The organism is Anabaena sp. UHCC 0399, assembly GCF_034931465.1.
In the GTDB taxonomy this organism is placed as follows: domain Bacteria; phylum Cyanobacteriota; class Cyanobacteriia; order Cyanobacteriales; family Nostocaceae; genus Trichormus; species Trichormus minutissimus.
Genome location: NZ_JAYGGZ010000050.1, coordinates 38,640 through 53,181 on the forward strand (window position 1 = coordinate 38,640; position 14,542 = coordinate 53,181).

General features: G+C 40.7%; 11 protein-coding genes and 1 pseudogene. 2 read left to right on the top strand and 10 right to left on the bottom strand.

From position 1 onward, the window contains the following. Nucleotides 1-120: 120 nt before the first annotated feature. On the top strand, nucleotides 121-1,317 hold the full coding sequence (locus VB693_RS22830; RefSeq protein WP_323268260.1) for a glycosyltransferase family 4 protein: 1,197 nt from the start codon (nucleotides 121-123) through the stop codon (nucleotides 1,315-1,317). Here the strand turns inward: VB693_RS22830 and VB693_RS22835 are convergent. From VB693_RS22835 to VB693_RS22855, 5 genes are all read right to left on the bottom strand, one after another. Next, the gene (locus VB693_RS22835; protein ID WP_323268261.1) at nucleotides 1,281-2,483 is read right to left on the bottom strand and encodes a glycosyltransferase family 4 protein; all 1,203 of its coding nucleotides are present in this window, start codon (nucleotides 2,481-2,483) and stop codon (nucleotides 1,281-1,283) included. The two genes, VB693_RS22830 and VB693_RS22835, sit on opposite strands and share 37 nt — an antisense overlap. A gap of 245 nt (nucleotides 2,484-2,728) precedes the next feature. After that, complete coding sequence (locus VB693_RS22840) at nucleotides 2,729-4,180, bottom strand: sensor histidine kinase (RefSeq protein WP_323268262.1); 1,452 nt, start codon at nucleotides 4,178-4,180, stop codon at nucleotides 2,729-2,731. Nucleotides 4,181-4,191: 11 nt separating this feature from the next. Further along, a complete protein-coding gene (locus VB693_RS22845) occupies nucleotides 4,192-4,743 on the bottom strand; it encodes a heme NO-binding domain-containing protein (RefSeq protein WP_323268264.1) in 552 nt (183 codons plus the stop codon). A 352-nt stretch (nucleotides 4,744-5,095) separates the two neighbouring features. Further along, entirely contained in the window at nucleotides 5,096-5,827 is a 732-nt protein-coding gene (locus VB693_RS22850; RefSeq protein WP_323268265.1) for an iron-containing redox enzyme family protein, read from the bottom strand. 6 nt (nucleotides 5,828-5,833) lie between these two features. Then, the gene (locus tag VB693_RS22855; RefSeq protein ID WP_323268266.1) at nucleotides 5,834-6,604 is read right to left on the bottom strand and encodes a class I SAM-dependent methyltransferase; all 771 of its coding nucleotides are present in this window, start codon (nucleotides 6,602-6,604) and stop codon (nucleotides 5,834-5,836) included. 501 nt (nucleotides 6,605-7,105) lie between these two features. Here VB693_RS22855 and VB693_RS22860 point away from each other — a divergent pair. Continuing rightward, nucleotides 7,106-8,107, top strand: a complete 1,002-nt coding sequence (locus tag VB693_RS22860; RefSeq protein ID WP_323268267.1) for a hypothetical protein — start codon at nucleotides 7,106-7,108, stop codon at nucleotides 8,105-8,107. 91 nt (nucleotides 8,108-8,198) lie between these two features. Here VB693_RS22860 and VB693_RS22865 read toward each other — a convergent pair whose 3' ends face one another. The 5 genes and pseudogenes from VB693_RS22865 to VB693_RS22885 form a co-directional block, all read right to left on the bottom strand. Continuing rightward, entirely contained in the window at nucleotides 8,199-8,405 is a 207-nt protein-coding gene (locus VB693_RS22865; protein WP_190702125.1) for a phycobilisome linker polypeptide, read from the bottom strand. Between the two features lie 234 nt (nucleotides 8,406-8,639). Then, on the bottom strand, nucleotides 8,640-9,125 hold the full coding sequence (apcB, locus tag VB693_RS22870) for an allophycocyanin subunit beta (protein WP_190702122.1): 486 nt from the start codon (nucleotides 9,123-9,125) through the stop codon (nucleotides 8,640-8,642). Between the two features lie 69 nt (nucleotides 9,126-9,194). After that, nucleotides 9,195-9,680, bottom strand: coding sequence for an allophycocyanin subunit alpha (gene apcA, locus VB693_RS22875; protein WP_237989690.1), 486 nt, complete (start codon nucleotides 9,678-9,680; stop codon nucleotides 9,195-9,197). Nucleotides 9,681-10,100: 420 nt separating this feature from the next. Beyond that, nucleotides 10,101-13,349 (bottom strand): annotated as a pseudogene (locus VB693_RS22880) (phycobilisome rod-core linker polypeptide); the annotation flags it as partial. 392 nt (nucleotides 13,350-13,741) lie between these two features. Further along, complete coding sequence (locus VB693_RS22885; RefSeq protein WP_323268269.1) at nucleotides 13,742-14,467, bottom strand: 2-phosphosulfolactate phosphatase; 726 nt, start codon at nucleotides 14,465-14,467, stop codon at nucleotides 13,742-13,744. Nucleotides 14,468-14,542: the final 75 nt, after the last annotated feature.

Here is a 14,542-nt window from a genome sequence, read left to right on the forward strand (position 1 = left end):
ATATAGTTTTATTAATTTTTTTGAATACTAAGTTTTGTTTAAATATATTTAGACAAAACTAATACAAATCGCCGCTAGTATATCAAACAAAAAAAATAGTGTCAACGAAATTAAACATTTATGAATAAGTCAAAAATAGCTTACATTTCCTTTGATACTGTACCCGCACCAAAGGGGGCTGCTATCCATATTGAGGCTTTTTCTGTGGCCTTAGCAGCAGCTTTCAGTCATATACATTTATTAACGGTTTCTCCGACAACAGATTTGATTGATTCTGTACAAATTCATGCACAAGTTATGCAAACAATGTTGCCAGCTTTGGGTGAGAATTTAATTCAGCGAATTTTGTACTTTCGTCGTATATTAAGAGTATGGTTGCAAGGAAAGCAATTTGATACTATTCATATTCGGTCAATTTATGAAGGTTTGGTTATTGCAATTAACAAAAATCTATATTGCGACAAGTTGATATTTGAAGTGAATGGATTACCTTCTATAGAGCTAAAATATCGCTATCCTGCTATTGTTGATGATCAAGAACTTTTACATAAGTTGTATTCTCAAGAGCAAATTTGCTTCTCAGTCGCAGATTTAATCGTCACCCCTAGCGCAGTCACCGCTAAATACTTACAACAACAGAGGAACATCCCAGCAGATAAAATCCGAGTAATTCCTAATGGTGTAGATTTAGAGGTATTTACTTATCGTTTAACTGAGAATGCAAATGATTTACCCTTGCAGATGTTATATTTTGGGACACTTTCTCCCTGGCAAGGTGTGAGTTTAGCTATTGAGGCGTTAGGGCTAATAAATCGAGATTTTCCTGCTTATTTAACCGTAATTGGACAAGCCAGAGAATATCAAATTAAAGCTTTAACACAACTAGCATTAAAGTTAGGTATAGCGGATAAATTAACTATCCTAGAACCAATGTCACAAAAAGATTTGGTGACAAAAATTCATGCCTCAGATATGATTTTATCTCCTCTCACAGCCAACGATCGCAATTTAGTCCAAGGTTGTTGTCCTCTGAAGATTCTAGAGGGAATGGCAACGGGAACGCCTGTAATTGCCAGTGATTTGCCAGTAGTACAGGAATTAGGAGAAGATGGGGTTCATTTTTTATTAGTCAAGCCAGGTTCAGCCAAGGCGATTAAAGATGCGGCGTTACGGTTACATCATGAGAAAGAATTAGCCACACAACTAGCAGTCAACGCCCGTCAGCGAATTGAAAATTACTATACATGGCAACAGGCTGGTGATGCTTTAGTGAAAGCCTATCAAGAATTAGGCATTAAGCGGTCAATCACCGTTTGAAGTTGCTGTTTTTCTTGAGTGATAGAATGTGTAGTTAAAATGCGATCGCGTGCTGCTTGCTGAACTCTATTTTTTTCCTCTAATGGCATTGCTAAACATTCCAGCACAGCCTCGCCCAACTTGTGCAACTGAGAACGAGACAGTAAAAATCCGTTTTCCCCATGCGAGATAATTTCTGGAATCCCACCCGCATCACTAGCAATACAGCAACAACCGCAAGCCATAGCCTCTAACAACGCATTGGGCATTCCTTCCCACAGTGAAGGCTGAAGATAAACATCACACAACCGCAGATAGGCAGCTACTGTTTCCGGATTAGATAAATGTCCAGTGACAATCACTCGTTGAGCATTTTCTGGCTGATGACTTGCATACAATTGCAGTACAGATTCTTGAGCATCTCTAATTTCACCAATAATTAGTAGACAAGCCGGACGTTGTTTGCGAACGGTAGTTAAGGCATTCAATAAAAACTGCTGCCCTTTCTTTTCCCTCAATTCCCCACAAAACCCCAGTACGACTTCATTAGGGGTAATTCCCAAACTATTCCGAAGATTACCGTTCCCTGTAAACACCTCTTCCTTTGTGGTTGTGGGGTTCTGTGAACTCTCATTCCAGGGAGAAAATATTTCTGTATCAACAGTATTTTTCAACACCAACACATCATCACGCCCACTCAATAGCTGAATCTTCCGCGCCATATCAGCACTTACAGCCGTGATTACATTGGCATTTTCCAGCGTCCACTGCAAACGAGCAAAATCTCCAGGTGGAAACATTTGTCTGTCAATATCATTACCCCGCGCACTAACAGTGCTGACTAGTCCCTGAAGTCTGGCAAACCAAGTGGCTATAAAACCACTAGGAAAAAGATAATGCCCCCATACAGCATCATAATTACGCGTTTGATGTAACCATTCTAGGAAATTTAATGTATGAGGCATAGTCATATCCCAATGCCGATATAACCCTATGCGATAAACACGAGGCTTAATCTCTAAAGATTCTGGTGGCAAAACTTCACCCGGTTGTAAGTAACGACTCCAGGTAATAACATCAACTTCTATACCTAGTTGACACAGTATTCCAACCAGTCGTGTGGCACTACTAGCCAAGCCTCCAAGGTCTGGTGTATATCTTTCTGTAATTATCAATAGTCTATTCATATTAGGGACAAGTAATCTCTTAAACAGTAGTCTCAATATGAGTGTAGAATAATTTTTTAACCTACTTTTAAGAAAATGACTATTAGCTGCCTATATTAAACTTGATAATTAATGTCAGTTCTGGTTAAGAAAATTTATTCCGCGTTGGTTAACTGAAACAACGCAAACACATTGACATATCGCAGAATCAAGCAACGGTACAATCAAGGTTTCATCTTATCCCAAACTCAGGTTAATTAAGATATTTATCCCACAAAAATCAGCGATTTATCTTCGTGAACGACATAGCTACTTATAAATAAGGGAATTTCAATACAGAACTCTGTCCCTTTACCAATTTCTGATGAGCATCTTAGTTTTCCCTTGTGCTTTTCAACAACAATCTGATAACTGATTGACAAGCCTAATCCTGTACCTTTACCTACAGGCTTCGTTGTGAAAAACGGATCAAACAGTCGTTCCTTAATTGCTTCTGTGATTCCTGAACCATTATCAGCAATTCTAATGGCCACACAATTTGTTTCTAAGATTTCTGTCGTAATTGTAATTTGACTGTGACTAGCACATCTTTCTATAATAGAACGTTCACTGTAGCAAACATCTAAGGCATCAATTGCATTACTGATAATATTCATGAAAACTTGATTTAGCTGCCCAGGATAGCACTCTATTAAAGGTAAAATACCGTAATTTTTGACTATTTCTATCCTGGGATGATCAGCTTTTTCCTTGAACCTATTTTGCAAAATTAATAAGGTACTATCAATTCCTTGGTGAATATCAACCTTTTTGATATCTGCCTCATCAAGACGAGAAAAATTTCTGAGAGATAAGACAATCTCCGTGATACGTTCAGTTCCTACCTCCATAGAGTTTAATATTTTTGGTAAATCATCAAGTAGGAAATCTAAATCAATTAATCTAATATAATCTTGAATTTCTGGATCAGGATTGTTATGGAACTTCTGATAAAAATTTACAAGCTGCATCAGATCATTGATATATTCCCTAATATACTTTAAGTTCCCGTAGATAAAGTTAACTGGATTATTAATTTCGTGCGCTACACCAGCGACTAACTGCCCTAAACTAGACATTTTTTCGGCTTGAATTAATTGGGCTTGAGTTTGCTTTAGCTCTTTTAGAGATTTTTGTAATTCCTTAGCTTGTCTTTGAGCAATTTGAGTTAAATTATCCTTAATTTGCAGCGCACTCCGTAACTGTGCGCGTTGCTGAGTAAGTTCTGCTGTTAACTTTTCAGTATCAGCTAGAGAAGTATTCTTGGCTTGTAATAGAAATAGAAAATCAGCAATTGGATCGTGAATTGCAAAATCTTTTAGTTTAATGCCAAGAGGAGGAAGACTGGCTGTATCAGTAATCCAAGGAGAACCTAGAAAGAATATGACATCGTGTTCGTTATGATACATTATTTGTCCCTTCAGGAGCATTCCATTCTGAATAAACTCCAAAATGAAAAGAGAACGGGATTTTTTGTGAATATTATCGAAATCAACTGGAATATTAGGACGATTAATCCGGAAATGTTGCTCAATCTGACTACCAATCAGTGGTTCAGAACTGATGCGTTCTAGAACATCACCAGCCTGTAAAATTTCTCGCTTCTGGTTAAAAACAAAGTGGAATGGAAAAGCTTGAGCAAAAAGTTCTGGTGAGAGACTTAAGTAAGGAGTAGCCATTCATATATTGCTCAGTTTGGTTTATATTTCACTAAAAATTCATCATGTTCAGCACCATCATCTCGACTCTGAGTTTGGGTAATATCTACTTCTGTATCAAACCGCGTTCCTAATCCCTTAACTAAACCAAGAATCATAGGAGCTAGTCCTTCTCTGTCAGATCGATAGTGTAGATTTAAAGTAGTTTCTTCCATATCACTACACTCAAATGATGGGGGTTGCAATTTAGGAAAACTAACACCCACACGAGCATGAAGATTATCCAGATTTTCTAAAAACTCAGGTAGTGTATCCCCACTCATATCCATCATTTCCCCATAGCCTTCCTCAGATGTGTATTTCACCCAAAATTCTCCAAAAGCTTGCATAATCTCTGATGGAGATAAATTGAGAACAACACTAGCAGCTTTTACTAGCTTGTGGGTAAGGTCATCGGGGTAGCCTTCCATGCTAATGAAAACGTCTACATCTACCTCAGCTTTCTGCTTAATTTCTTTCCATATCTTTTCACCGAAGTGACTACACACCATATCTTGAATTGCCTTGTTCACTAATCCATACATAGAAGCCCCCTCTAAAAGCTGTATTTAGCTAATACTTAGTGCTGTTGTCATTACCCACAAAATTTGTTGAACTAAACTAGTTGTTTTCCATTAAAGCTTGACTTGATTTAACGTTTACCCAATTGTATGCGTATATACGCAATGGTTAGAGTATGCCCCCTGAAAGACTAATAAGTGCTATTAAAGTAGTGGGCAGTAAGCTTGTGTTAAACAAAAATTACGAGCCTTGAGCCTCAATGCCCCTTTTTGATACTTGGTAATGTGCTAATAAGTTCATCAGGGCTGACTAAATTTTAATGCTACAAGTTGCTATCTCGGCATCAGTGTTTACACCCTTTCTATTCATCTATAGTTATGAATTAAGAAGAAGTAATGAGTCAGGAAAGAAACTATATTGAGAGTATTTAGAGATTTGACGCTGAATTCCATTGAAAAATTGAACACGAGCATCCATTGCTTCTACAATAGCTAGCTTAACTTTAATATCCTCCTCACTCATGGCAACGATATGAGGCTCAATGACTGCTGCTAGTTTTGCCGCATGACTATCATCTACATCAATATGGACTTCAAAAAAAATGAGCGATTCTTTCGGGAAAGGAGCAGATCCTACAATTCCCGTATATAGTTGCGTGTACAGAGAACTAACAATCCCTTCGGAAGCATAACAGACTGCACCTAATGCAGCTAAGTAGCCATACTGATGTGGGATTCTCAAGTAAGTTTCTATTAAAGCCAAAGTTTCCGGTGCAGTTGGTAGTGCAGCTAGAGTTTTGTCATCAATTCCTAGTGCGCGGGTAAATCGACGAAATAATTCTGGGTGAGACTGATTTACATCTCCTTGTCCCATTTCGTCAAATAAGTTTTCTAGGATAACCAACTGAGCGGCTTCATCTTGGCAACAAGATAAGATACTGGCCAGAATGCGATTAAATTCCTTAGAAAATTTGTACATTTGAACAGCTAGTATCTGCACGTCTTGGAGGCACAAATTACTAGTACGACAGCGAATTAAGAATTCATGGTTCCATAGCGAATGATTAACCGTAATTTCACGGAAAGAGTTTTTTACTAAAGATGACATAATGCTTTATTTTGATACTTGTATTGCTAGATGTAGGGGTAGGTCAAGTAAAGGGCTAAAAAATGATTCATCTAATGCAATATGCTCTGGGGTAACACGTAATTCCTTGATGACTGGCATGGTATTGAAGCCTGCAACGTTAAGGGAATTAAAGTAATCCTCAAGAGTTTTATGAATCAATTGCACATTTAACCAAGAACCATCTCGTTTCCAAATACGTCCGGGAAATTGCTGATCTCGCTTGCTGAAGTAGCCATTACCATCAACTTGAAAATAGAAAGGATATGTGGCTTCCCGCATATAGGGAAAGGATGGATGAGGAACGCTAAATATGAACCGACCACCAGGACGAAGAATGCGTGCAACTTCTGCCATACATTCCTGGGTTTGAGCAATAGTCAAATAATTAAATAGGAAAACAGCAACAACTAAGTCCATTTCACCGTTACCAAACTGCTTAAGGTTGGTAGAACAACCGATTTCGTAGTTAATACCTAGAGGATTTTGTATTTCTTGCAGGCGTGCTGCTTCAATCATCCCTTGAGAAATGTCTATTCCATAGACTTGTGCAGCGCCACGCCGAGATAATTCTCTAGTGCAGTAACCTTCACCGCAGCCAAGGTCTAGTACCTGCATTTGATTAATTGGTTCGCAAAGCTCTAATACAAAAGGGCGTGCTGTGAAGTCTGAGAGAGAAATAGGTTGTTCTCTAATCCAATGAGAGGCGGTGTTATTGTATAACTCTCTCGTGGATATTTCATTATTTAGGATTTTCATTTTTGAACATTTTTATTTTAGCTATTTACACAACACTGGGTGCTTAATTTCAGGGTATTTATGTTTTATCATGGTCTAATTTTATTTTTAATGTTGATATTGCTGATTTTTGATTACTTGATTTTTAGAAAACCCAGAATATGGATATTTTCAAGGTTTAAATATTGAAAAGTATTGGCAGCAATGCCTTGCTTATTATTTTCTTTAAAAACCTAATCTAATTTAAATTTAACTTTATGAATTTTTATCTCTTTAATTATATTGTTGGCTTCATATAATATTTTCTATTTCTAAATAGAAAATATTAAACTTTGCTCTTTATCTATAATTTAAAATCTGGTGCAGTCTTTTCTTTTTCTATCAAGATTATGGCAATCTAAAAACAGTATATTTTACGAAGTTAAATAATGAAGAATTTTGGTAGTTTTTAATGAGAGGATTCGTTTGAAAAACGAAATAGCAGTAAGAATACAAGTTATTGAAATAGTTTGATAAAAATAAATGATGCAAGGACTATTAACTGAATCATTGCTACAAGCTCAGTCAGAATATGAACGGGCGATCGCATTTTCCGAGTTGGGCGATCGCCTCTTCGATGAACTGGCTGATAAAATGGCGACAAGGCGAGATTACCGACTGCTGTTTGAACACACATTGCCGCTTGAATTATTCCAACAAATTCAATTTGCTGCCGCAGCTTATATTTCAGCTTGTCTAAATAGTCCCATCATTCTTTCTGAAGCGGAAATGCTGCAAAGGCTATTAGACGCTAGAAACAATCTGCCCAACTATATGGGTACTGGTCTGTTAATGCCCAAGAAAGAACACACTCTAGCTTTTAACTTGTTTCAAAAGAGTGTAGCTGAGGCTTTTTACACTCTAGGAGGAAATGACCTGATTGATGCAGTAGATTTACCAGTAAATCTACGCATGGTTTATGGACAGACTGATGCGGAGAAACTGCGTTTGCCCTTTACTAGTTCTAAGTGCCATAGCGACGTGTGGGCAGGTGTTCCAGCAGATGCTACTGTAGTTGTTTTACCGCTATTTGGCGACATTGAGAATATCACCATTGAAGCAGGTGAAATGCCACGGGAAATGGAACTACAGGCGATGCGCGTGATGTCGGACTTTGATGAAGGGCGAGATATTCCGATGGTTGTTTCTTACCAGGAAGCAGAACTACAGCACGGTACTATGTATTTCAATGATGCTCGTGGATTGCACCAGACAGTGAGAAGAAAATCCGCAGGTTTGAGGATTTCCGTTGATTTTCGCTTCCGCAGAAAATTTAATGAAGCTTATCGGGCGATGGTTGCACCCAATGTTGGGGGTGTAGAAGAAGATATGAGTGTGCCTTATCAAGATTGGCTAAAGGTTGGTCACGACACTCTCATCGTCTTTGATGAAACTGTTGAGCAGGCGAAAGCGAAGCGCAATGTTGGATCTCCTGTCCCTCTTTATACTAGGGGATATCGCCTTGTAAAGATGTTCGACTTTTAACTTGTAAAATTTTATCAGCAAGAAAAATAAAGAGGTCTAATTAGACCTCTTTGACAACTTCTTCTTATAATAAATTTTAAAACTATAGCAATTACAGCAAACCCGCATTAGAACCTTGCTTACCAGTGGCGAGTTCCACTTTAACGATTTTGCCACCCATTTTTTGAATGCGTTGCTGTTCAGAGAACCAGTTTTCGTAAGGAACAAGCTTAGTAAAGTAGGTGTTTTGTAGTTCGCGTTGGGTACGAATCCGAGTTTGGCTGGGAACGCAAGCTGTAATTTTAAATAAGCGAGCCATATCTTGATTCTCCTGTGGTGAGTATGAAAACTTTTTTATTTCAAAAATGGGATTATGAATTTTACCCAGATTTCTAATTAATCTTTCAAAGGCTGGAAATCAAACATCAATACTAGACAGCTAACACTCATAACTCATATGTTAGTTAGATAAGCCTCTAGATGTTCTAGCACTCATGGTTGATTTCCAGACCTTAATATAAGCGCACTTAATGACTTAAGTGCAATCTAACTCTTAGCTCAAGCCAGAGGAGATGTAGTCGAAGTAAACGCCCATTTCTTTGCCAGCGTCAGGACCAACCAAGCTAGCCGTCACTTCTTTAATTGATTGGATAGCTTGAACGGTAGCTCCAACGGGTACACCCAAGGAGTTGTAGGTTTCTTTCAAACCGTTGAGTACGCGCTCATCCAAGATGGAAGGATCGCCAGCTAGCATAGCGTAGGTAGCGTAGCGTAGGTAGTAATCTAAGTCGCGGATACAAGCAGCGTAGCGACGGGTGGTGTACATATTACCACCGGGACGGGTGATATCAGAGTACAACAAAGATTTAGCTACAGCTTCTTTAACAATTGCAGCTGCGTTTGCGCTGATGGTGGTAGCAGCACGTACACGCAGTTCGCCAGTAGCGAAGTAGCCTTTGAGTTTTTCTAAAGCTGAGGTGTCAAGGTACTTACCTTGAACGTCAGAGGAGTTAATTACAGAGGTAATTGCGTCTTGCATGTTGTTATTTCCTTATTTCCAACCTTATTGCAATAGATTTCAGTTTTGTGCTTTGGAAACGGTTTCCAACTACTGCATTGCACCAACAACGTAGTCAAAGTAAGCACCAGCTTCGCCAGCGTCTTCAGCAGACAACAAGCCAGCAGCTACGCTCTTCATAGCGGCAACACCACCAGCAACTGCATCGATGGGTGTACCGAGGGATTTGTACATTTCACGTACACCAACGATACCGATTTCTTCGATGGGGGTAACGTCACCAGCAACGATTCCGTAGGTAACGAGGCGGAGGTAATAGTCTAGGTCACGCAGACAGGTAGCTGTCATTTCTTGACCGTAAGCGTTACCACCAGGGGAAACAACATCAGGACGCTTTTGGAAAAGTTGGTCGCCAGCTTGCTTAACGATACGCTCGCGGTTTTCGGTCAATACTTGAGCGATGCGGAGGCGTTGTGCGCCACCAGCAACGAAGCTCTTGATCCGACTTAGTTCGCCAGGGCTGAGGTAGCGGGCTTCTGCGTCAGCATTCACGATGGACTTCGTGACGATACTCATTAATGGATTCCTCCAGTACGAAATAAAACCAGAATTTGATTAAACTGGTGCGACTTTAAAGTTGGTCGGGCTGAGATTTTACTCTCATCCTACAGACACAGCAGTTAAATGAGTAACTGCTTCTGTCTTTAGATTACGAGGTTGCTTGAGTTAATACAACTACACAAGCTTGAAAACTCAACTACCTTACGCAAAATATTCTCCGGCATTCTGTTGAGCATTTATTGCTACTCTTAACAGTTTGTAATATTTATTTTCAGATTTGCCGCGATCGCCACAGTTATTACAAGCCAATACAAGATTAGGGGCTGGGTATTAGGATTGGGGACTGGGGAAAAATTTCCCCAGTCCCCAATCCCTAGGACTCAGTCCCTGAGAAGTTAGCGAACTTGCACACTACCGAGCTAGTTATGCTGAGACTCGTGAGTATGGAACTACATCTTCACCAAAGTAGCCGCTATATTCTGCGCTATTCACAATCGCTGCGACAGCAGCACGCACACCACTATCAGCCAATAGGTTGTTATATTGGCTAATTTCGTCTTGGCTAGCTGGCGCACGTCCCAACAGGTGGCGGAACAGAAGTTCCACGACCTTAGCAGAAGGATAAGGCGTACAGAAACGTTGACAATAGATATCAGAACTAGCTAGTTCTTGCACAAACTCGCGCACGGAAATTTCACCGTTGCTGAGTTTACTTTCCAGGTCAGAACGACGTAAATACTCAGGAACTTCGCTGCTATATACATCCATTACCTGAGCGTAAATAGCGTTGATGACTACTGGTGCTTGGGTTGTAGCATCGGTGAGACGGTGAATGCGAATGGGTTGGCGAGCCACTTCTAGAGATTGTCCGCCGCCATCGTTGGAAGAACGACTCAATTCCACAAAGGAGGGTTTAGCTTCAGCCGCTAAATCTGCGATCGCCTTTGCTAAAATTGGTGTCTTATCAGAGTCAATGCGCGATTTTACAGTCTTAAAGCTAGGTACAACCACATCATCGTTTTGCTTGGTGAGTTGGTTGTACAGTCTTTGGGTATTGGGGAAGTTCGCAGCTGGTAGGGTGGGGAAGCGACGATAAGGTACGGTATCTTCACCAAACACCTCACTATACTCCTGGCTATTCATTAACGCCGCAATAAAGGCGCGAATCCCTTGGGTAGCCAAAATCTGGTTATACTTGCGGATTTCTGCCTGATCAAGCGGTGCGCGTCCTAGGAAGTGCTTAGTTCCCAACTCAATCACTTTGGTGTTGGGGTAGGGTGTGTAGAATTCCTTCAAGTAGAGGTTAGAGTAACCCAAACCTTCAATAAATTCTTTAACGCTGATTTCGCCGTTACCCAACTTGCTTTCTAAAACTGTAAATTCGTTTTTAACAATGTAAGGTGCAATATCACGCTCGAAAATCTGGCGGTAAGCCGCATTAATCAAAATTTTGACTGCGACTTTATCAACAGTATTTGCTACTAGTTTGAAGACCTTAGTTTGTTCCCGTTGCTTGGTGACACCTTGGTTGATGCGGAGGTCTACTTCTGCTTCTGGACGTTTTTCGGTAACTGTAGCCAGTTCTACGAAGCGTGGTGTTGCTTGTTTTTCAACTTTTGCTCCGACATCTTCACGAATGCTACCGACACGCAATTGTCTTTGTGATACACCAGCAGGAGTTAGATAGCGTTCGTAAGGAACTGTATCTTCTCCAAAGGCTTCGCTATACTCTACGCTGTCTAGAATGGCATCAACTACAGCATAAAAGCCTTTTTTCGAGGCGATATCAAAGTATTTGTTAATTTCTTGACGACCGTAGGTAGGACGACCTAACAAGCGTCTATGAATGTACTCAATGGCTTTACAAACATAAAGCGATGTCCAGTACATTTTGCGGAATATATCCGACTTCGCCAAAGCACGGACAAACTCCCGTAGAGAAATTTCGCCGTTTTCCAGCTTAATTTCTTGTACTTTCAACCTTTGACCTTCGTAAAGGTCGCGTCCAAACACTTGCAGGTAAGTAGCTCTAATTACTGCTTGAGTAGAGCTTTCAGAGAACTTAACGCTTGCACCTTTAGCAGCCTTTTTACCAATTGTGCCAGGCAATTGATCTAACTTGAACACCTTCGCGCCCAGAGTACCAGGAGCGACACCTCTAGCACCAGGGTTGCTCAGTTGGTTATTAATCCCAGGTCCTTGGTGAATCAAGATCCGTCTTGTATCCTTACCAAAAGGTGCAGGACTGGTGCTGGGGTTGCGAGTTTCTTTCGGGAAAATCGCCCCAAACTGAATTTCCAAGGGGTCGTTACCAGAACCGTAAGGATGCTGGTCAGGTAGTGGCTGTTCGTAAGCCGCAAATGTTGTGATAAATTGAGGTACTTTGCGGAAAGGCGCACTGTAATTAAACAGGTCTTGTTGTGGCCCCCAGTTGCGACATTCTTGCGCTTCTTGACCCAGACCACGCAGGTAAGGTACTGTCTCTTCCCCAAAGTAGTCGCTGTACTCTTGAGAATCTACCAAAGCATCCACTAATGCTGATAGACCGCCGTTAGAAATAATCGAGAAGTATTTTTGTACTTCTTCACGGCTACTTGGCCCCCGTCCCAATATGTGACGGAAAGCTAGTTCAATAACGCGGCTGTTAATAAAAGGTTGGTAAAACTGTTTTTGGTAAAGGGGAGATTTGGTCAAGCGACGGACAAACTCTTTCATAGAGATGTCGCCGTTTTTCACTTTGGATTCTAAGTCAGAGATTGACAAGCTGTAAGCACGGGTAATATCGCGCTCAAAGATTTGCCGATAAGCTGCTTTGATGACCTCATTTTTTTCGCTAGTTGATAACCCAGTCTTCATGACAAACTTGGGTCTTTTTTCGGATGCGTTGAAGTAAATTTGAGGTAGTTGTAAACCTTGTTGGTCGCCAGAGGGCCGTTGACGGACTTTAGTAGAAGGTGTTGCGGCTTTGAACTCTGTCAACAACACATCCATGTACTGAGTCACAATATCTGTGGCTTCAGGATCTTTACGAAAGTAAGACAGCGATGCTGATCTAATTTCTTGCAAAGCTACTAAAGTCGCTTCCCCAGAACAGGCATTTTCAATAATTTCCCGCAAACCACGCGTATTCACAGCAATGATATTGGGGTCGCCAGCGACGATCGCGTAAGTAGCATAGCGCAAGAACCAGGATAAATCCCGTAAGCTCTTGGCCATGTTGCTGGGGCCGTAACGCGCAACGTTAATTGGTCTAAATCCTGCTGGGGTTGGGCCACTAGGAGATGTGTTGAATATGGAACGCAAATTTTCTAAGAAACCACCACGCGTTTCCACGTAGGTTACAGTCCCTAATTTCATTCCTTCTGCAACATTTTCACCACCACCAACAGCAGCACCAGCCATTGCTAGTTCTTGTTCCCTGGGCTTTTCTAAAAAAGCCATTGGCGAACCACCGACAAAAATCCGGTTAGCTGCGCGGGATACGATAATCTCAGAATTGTCTGTGAGGGTCTGGGCAATTTCTAACCGCTTTGCACCAGATGCAAAATAAGTTGCTAGTTCTTTTAGTTCCCCATTGCCCAAAAAGCGGTCTTGTTGCTCTGCTTGGGAAATGGTTGCTACAGCCAAGGTTTGATATAGTTGCGGGCGCGCAACTGAGCTTCCACCACTTGCCTTAACACTCATTGATTTGTAAAACTCCCATCATAATAATTTATGTGTTAAGTCTGGGTTGCTTGAGGCTTGACACATAGGTCTTTTCATGCGTTGTGATTACTGCTTACAAAATTGCCAGTAAAATTAACCCAGTCAGTTTTTAGATTAGAACGTTTTGCGTTTGCACTGTTGAATTATTAAGAAGTATGTAGATTTTTAGTCTCGATCCCTGTAGATCAATAAGTACATACTCTTTCTCTCCTGAGACAACATCTAATTTTTGTTACTTTTTTTAACGAAATCTCCCAAAATGTTCTCATTTGCCTTTGCTCTCTAATGGAGATTGGAACATAAAAATCTAGGAGTGGGCAATAGGGAGTAATGAGTACTGAGTTAGGGGTTAGTAGTCTTGCTCATTCCTCTCATATTCTTTTAACGTAAGTATTATCAGTAAACAAAGGCACACAATCACTAACATTGTATATGGCGGCTATTTCCACATCCAGATCAAACCCTCTTGCAATCAACTCTTTACCCGAACTGCATTGCTTCAAGTAGCCGAGTAAATCCCGTTGCAGAGTCTTGAATGCTGTTACCGCGATATAAGCTTCCGGTGATAAACTGCCAGCTAAATGACTAAGAATCGCTCCAGCACCAAGCAAATCCTCTAATGCAGGACGTAGGCTACCGTCTTCGCTCCACCTTTCTCCAGCTGGAATCACTGCAATCTTCTTCCCGTAGGTTTGAGCAAACTTCGCCACTGCTTCACAATTTCGTAAACAGCCAGCTAATGCTGGTGTAACTTCAGTTTTTAATGTGAGAAAAGAACCATTAGGCGAAGGTAAAACTAACCGAGTTCCAGCCGGAATCTCCAGTAGGGATTTGGGAGATAGAGAATAACCACTTGTTGTCCAACGTTGTCTATGACTTGCCAATTCTGCCTGTATTGACTTGGCATAATCTATAACTGATTCATCTTTACTGGCGTAGGGAAAAATGATTGCGTCGTTGTTAGTAGCGACTTCTACACAGGTAGAAAAAGAAAGAACATCAACTATCACAACCACATCACTGATAGGAGCAAGTTGAGCAACGCCTTGTGAACCCCATTCACAGCGTAAATCAAACTCAGACTGGTCGTAAATCATGAGAGCGATCGCCTAATAGCCCAAATATTATAAATCTCTGTGTCTCCGTGTCTATTATTAATATATCAACAGAGA

Coding starts and splice junctions, on each gene's coding strand:
- VB693_RS22830 (WP_323268260.1), top strand. CDS start 121: ATGAATAAGTCAAAAATAGCTTACATTTCCTTTGATACTGTACCCGCA.
- VB693_RS22835 (WP_323268261.1), bottom strand. CDS start 2,483: ATGAATAGACTATTGATAATTACAGAAAGATATACACCAGACCTTGGA.
- VB693_RS22840 (WP_323268262.1), bottom strand. CDS start 4,180: ATGGCTACTCCTTACTTAAGTCTCTCACCAGAACTTTTTGCTCAAGCT.
- VB693_RS22845 (WP_323268264.1), bottom strand. CDS start 4,743: ATGTATGGATTAGTGAACAAGGCAATTCAAGATATGGTGTGTAGTCAC.
- VB693_RS22850 (WP_323268265.1), bottom strand. CDS start 5,827: ATGTCATCTTTAGTAAAAAACTCTTTCCGTGAAATTACGGTTAATCAT.
- VB693_RS22855 (WP_323268266.1), bottom strand. CDS start 6,604: ATGAAAATCCTAAATAATGAAATATCCACGAGAGAGTTATACAATAAC.
- VB693_RS22860 (WP_323268267.1), top strand. CDS start 7,106: ATGATGCAAGGACTATTAACTGAATCATTGCTACAAGCTCAGTCAGAA.
- VB693_RS22865 (WP_190702125.1), bottom strand. CDS start 8,405: ATGGCTCGCTTATTTAAAATTACAGCTTGCGTTCCCAGCCAAACTCGG.
- apcB (WP_190702122.1), bottom strand. CDS start 9,125: ATGCAAGACGCAATTACCTCTGTAATTAACTCCTCTGACGTTCAAGGT.
- apcA (WP_237989690.1), bottom strand. CDS start 9,680: ATGAGTATCGTCACGAAGTCCATCGTGAATGCTGACGCAGAAGCCCGC.
- VB693_RS22885 (WP_323268269.1), bottom strand. CDS start 14,467: ATGATTTACGACCAGTCTGAGTTTGATTTACGCTGTGAATGGGGTTCA.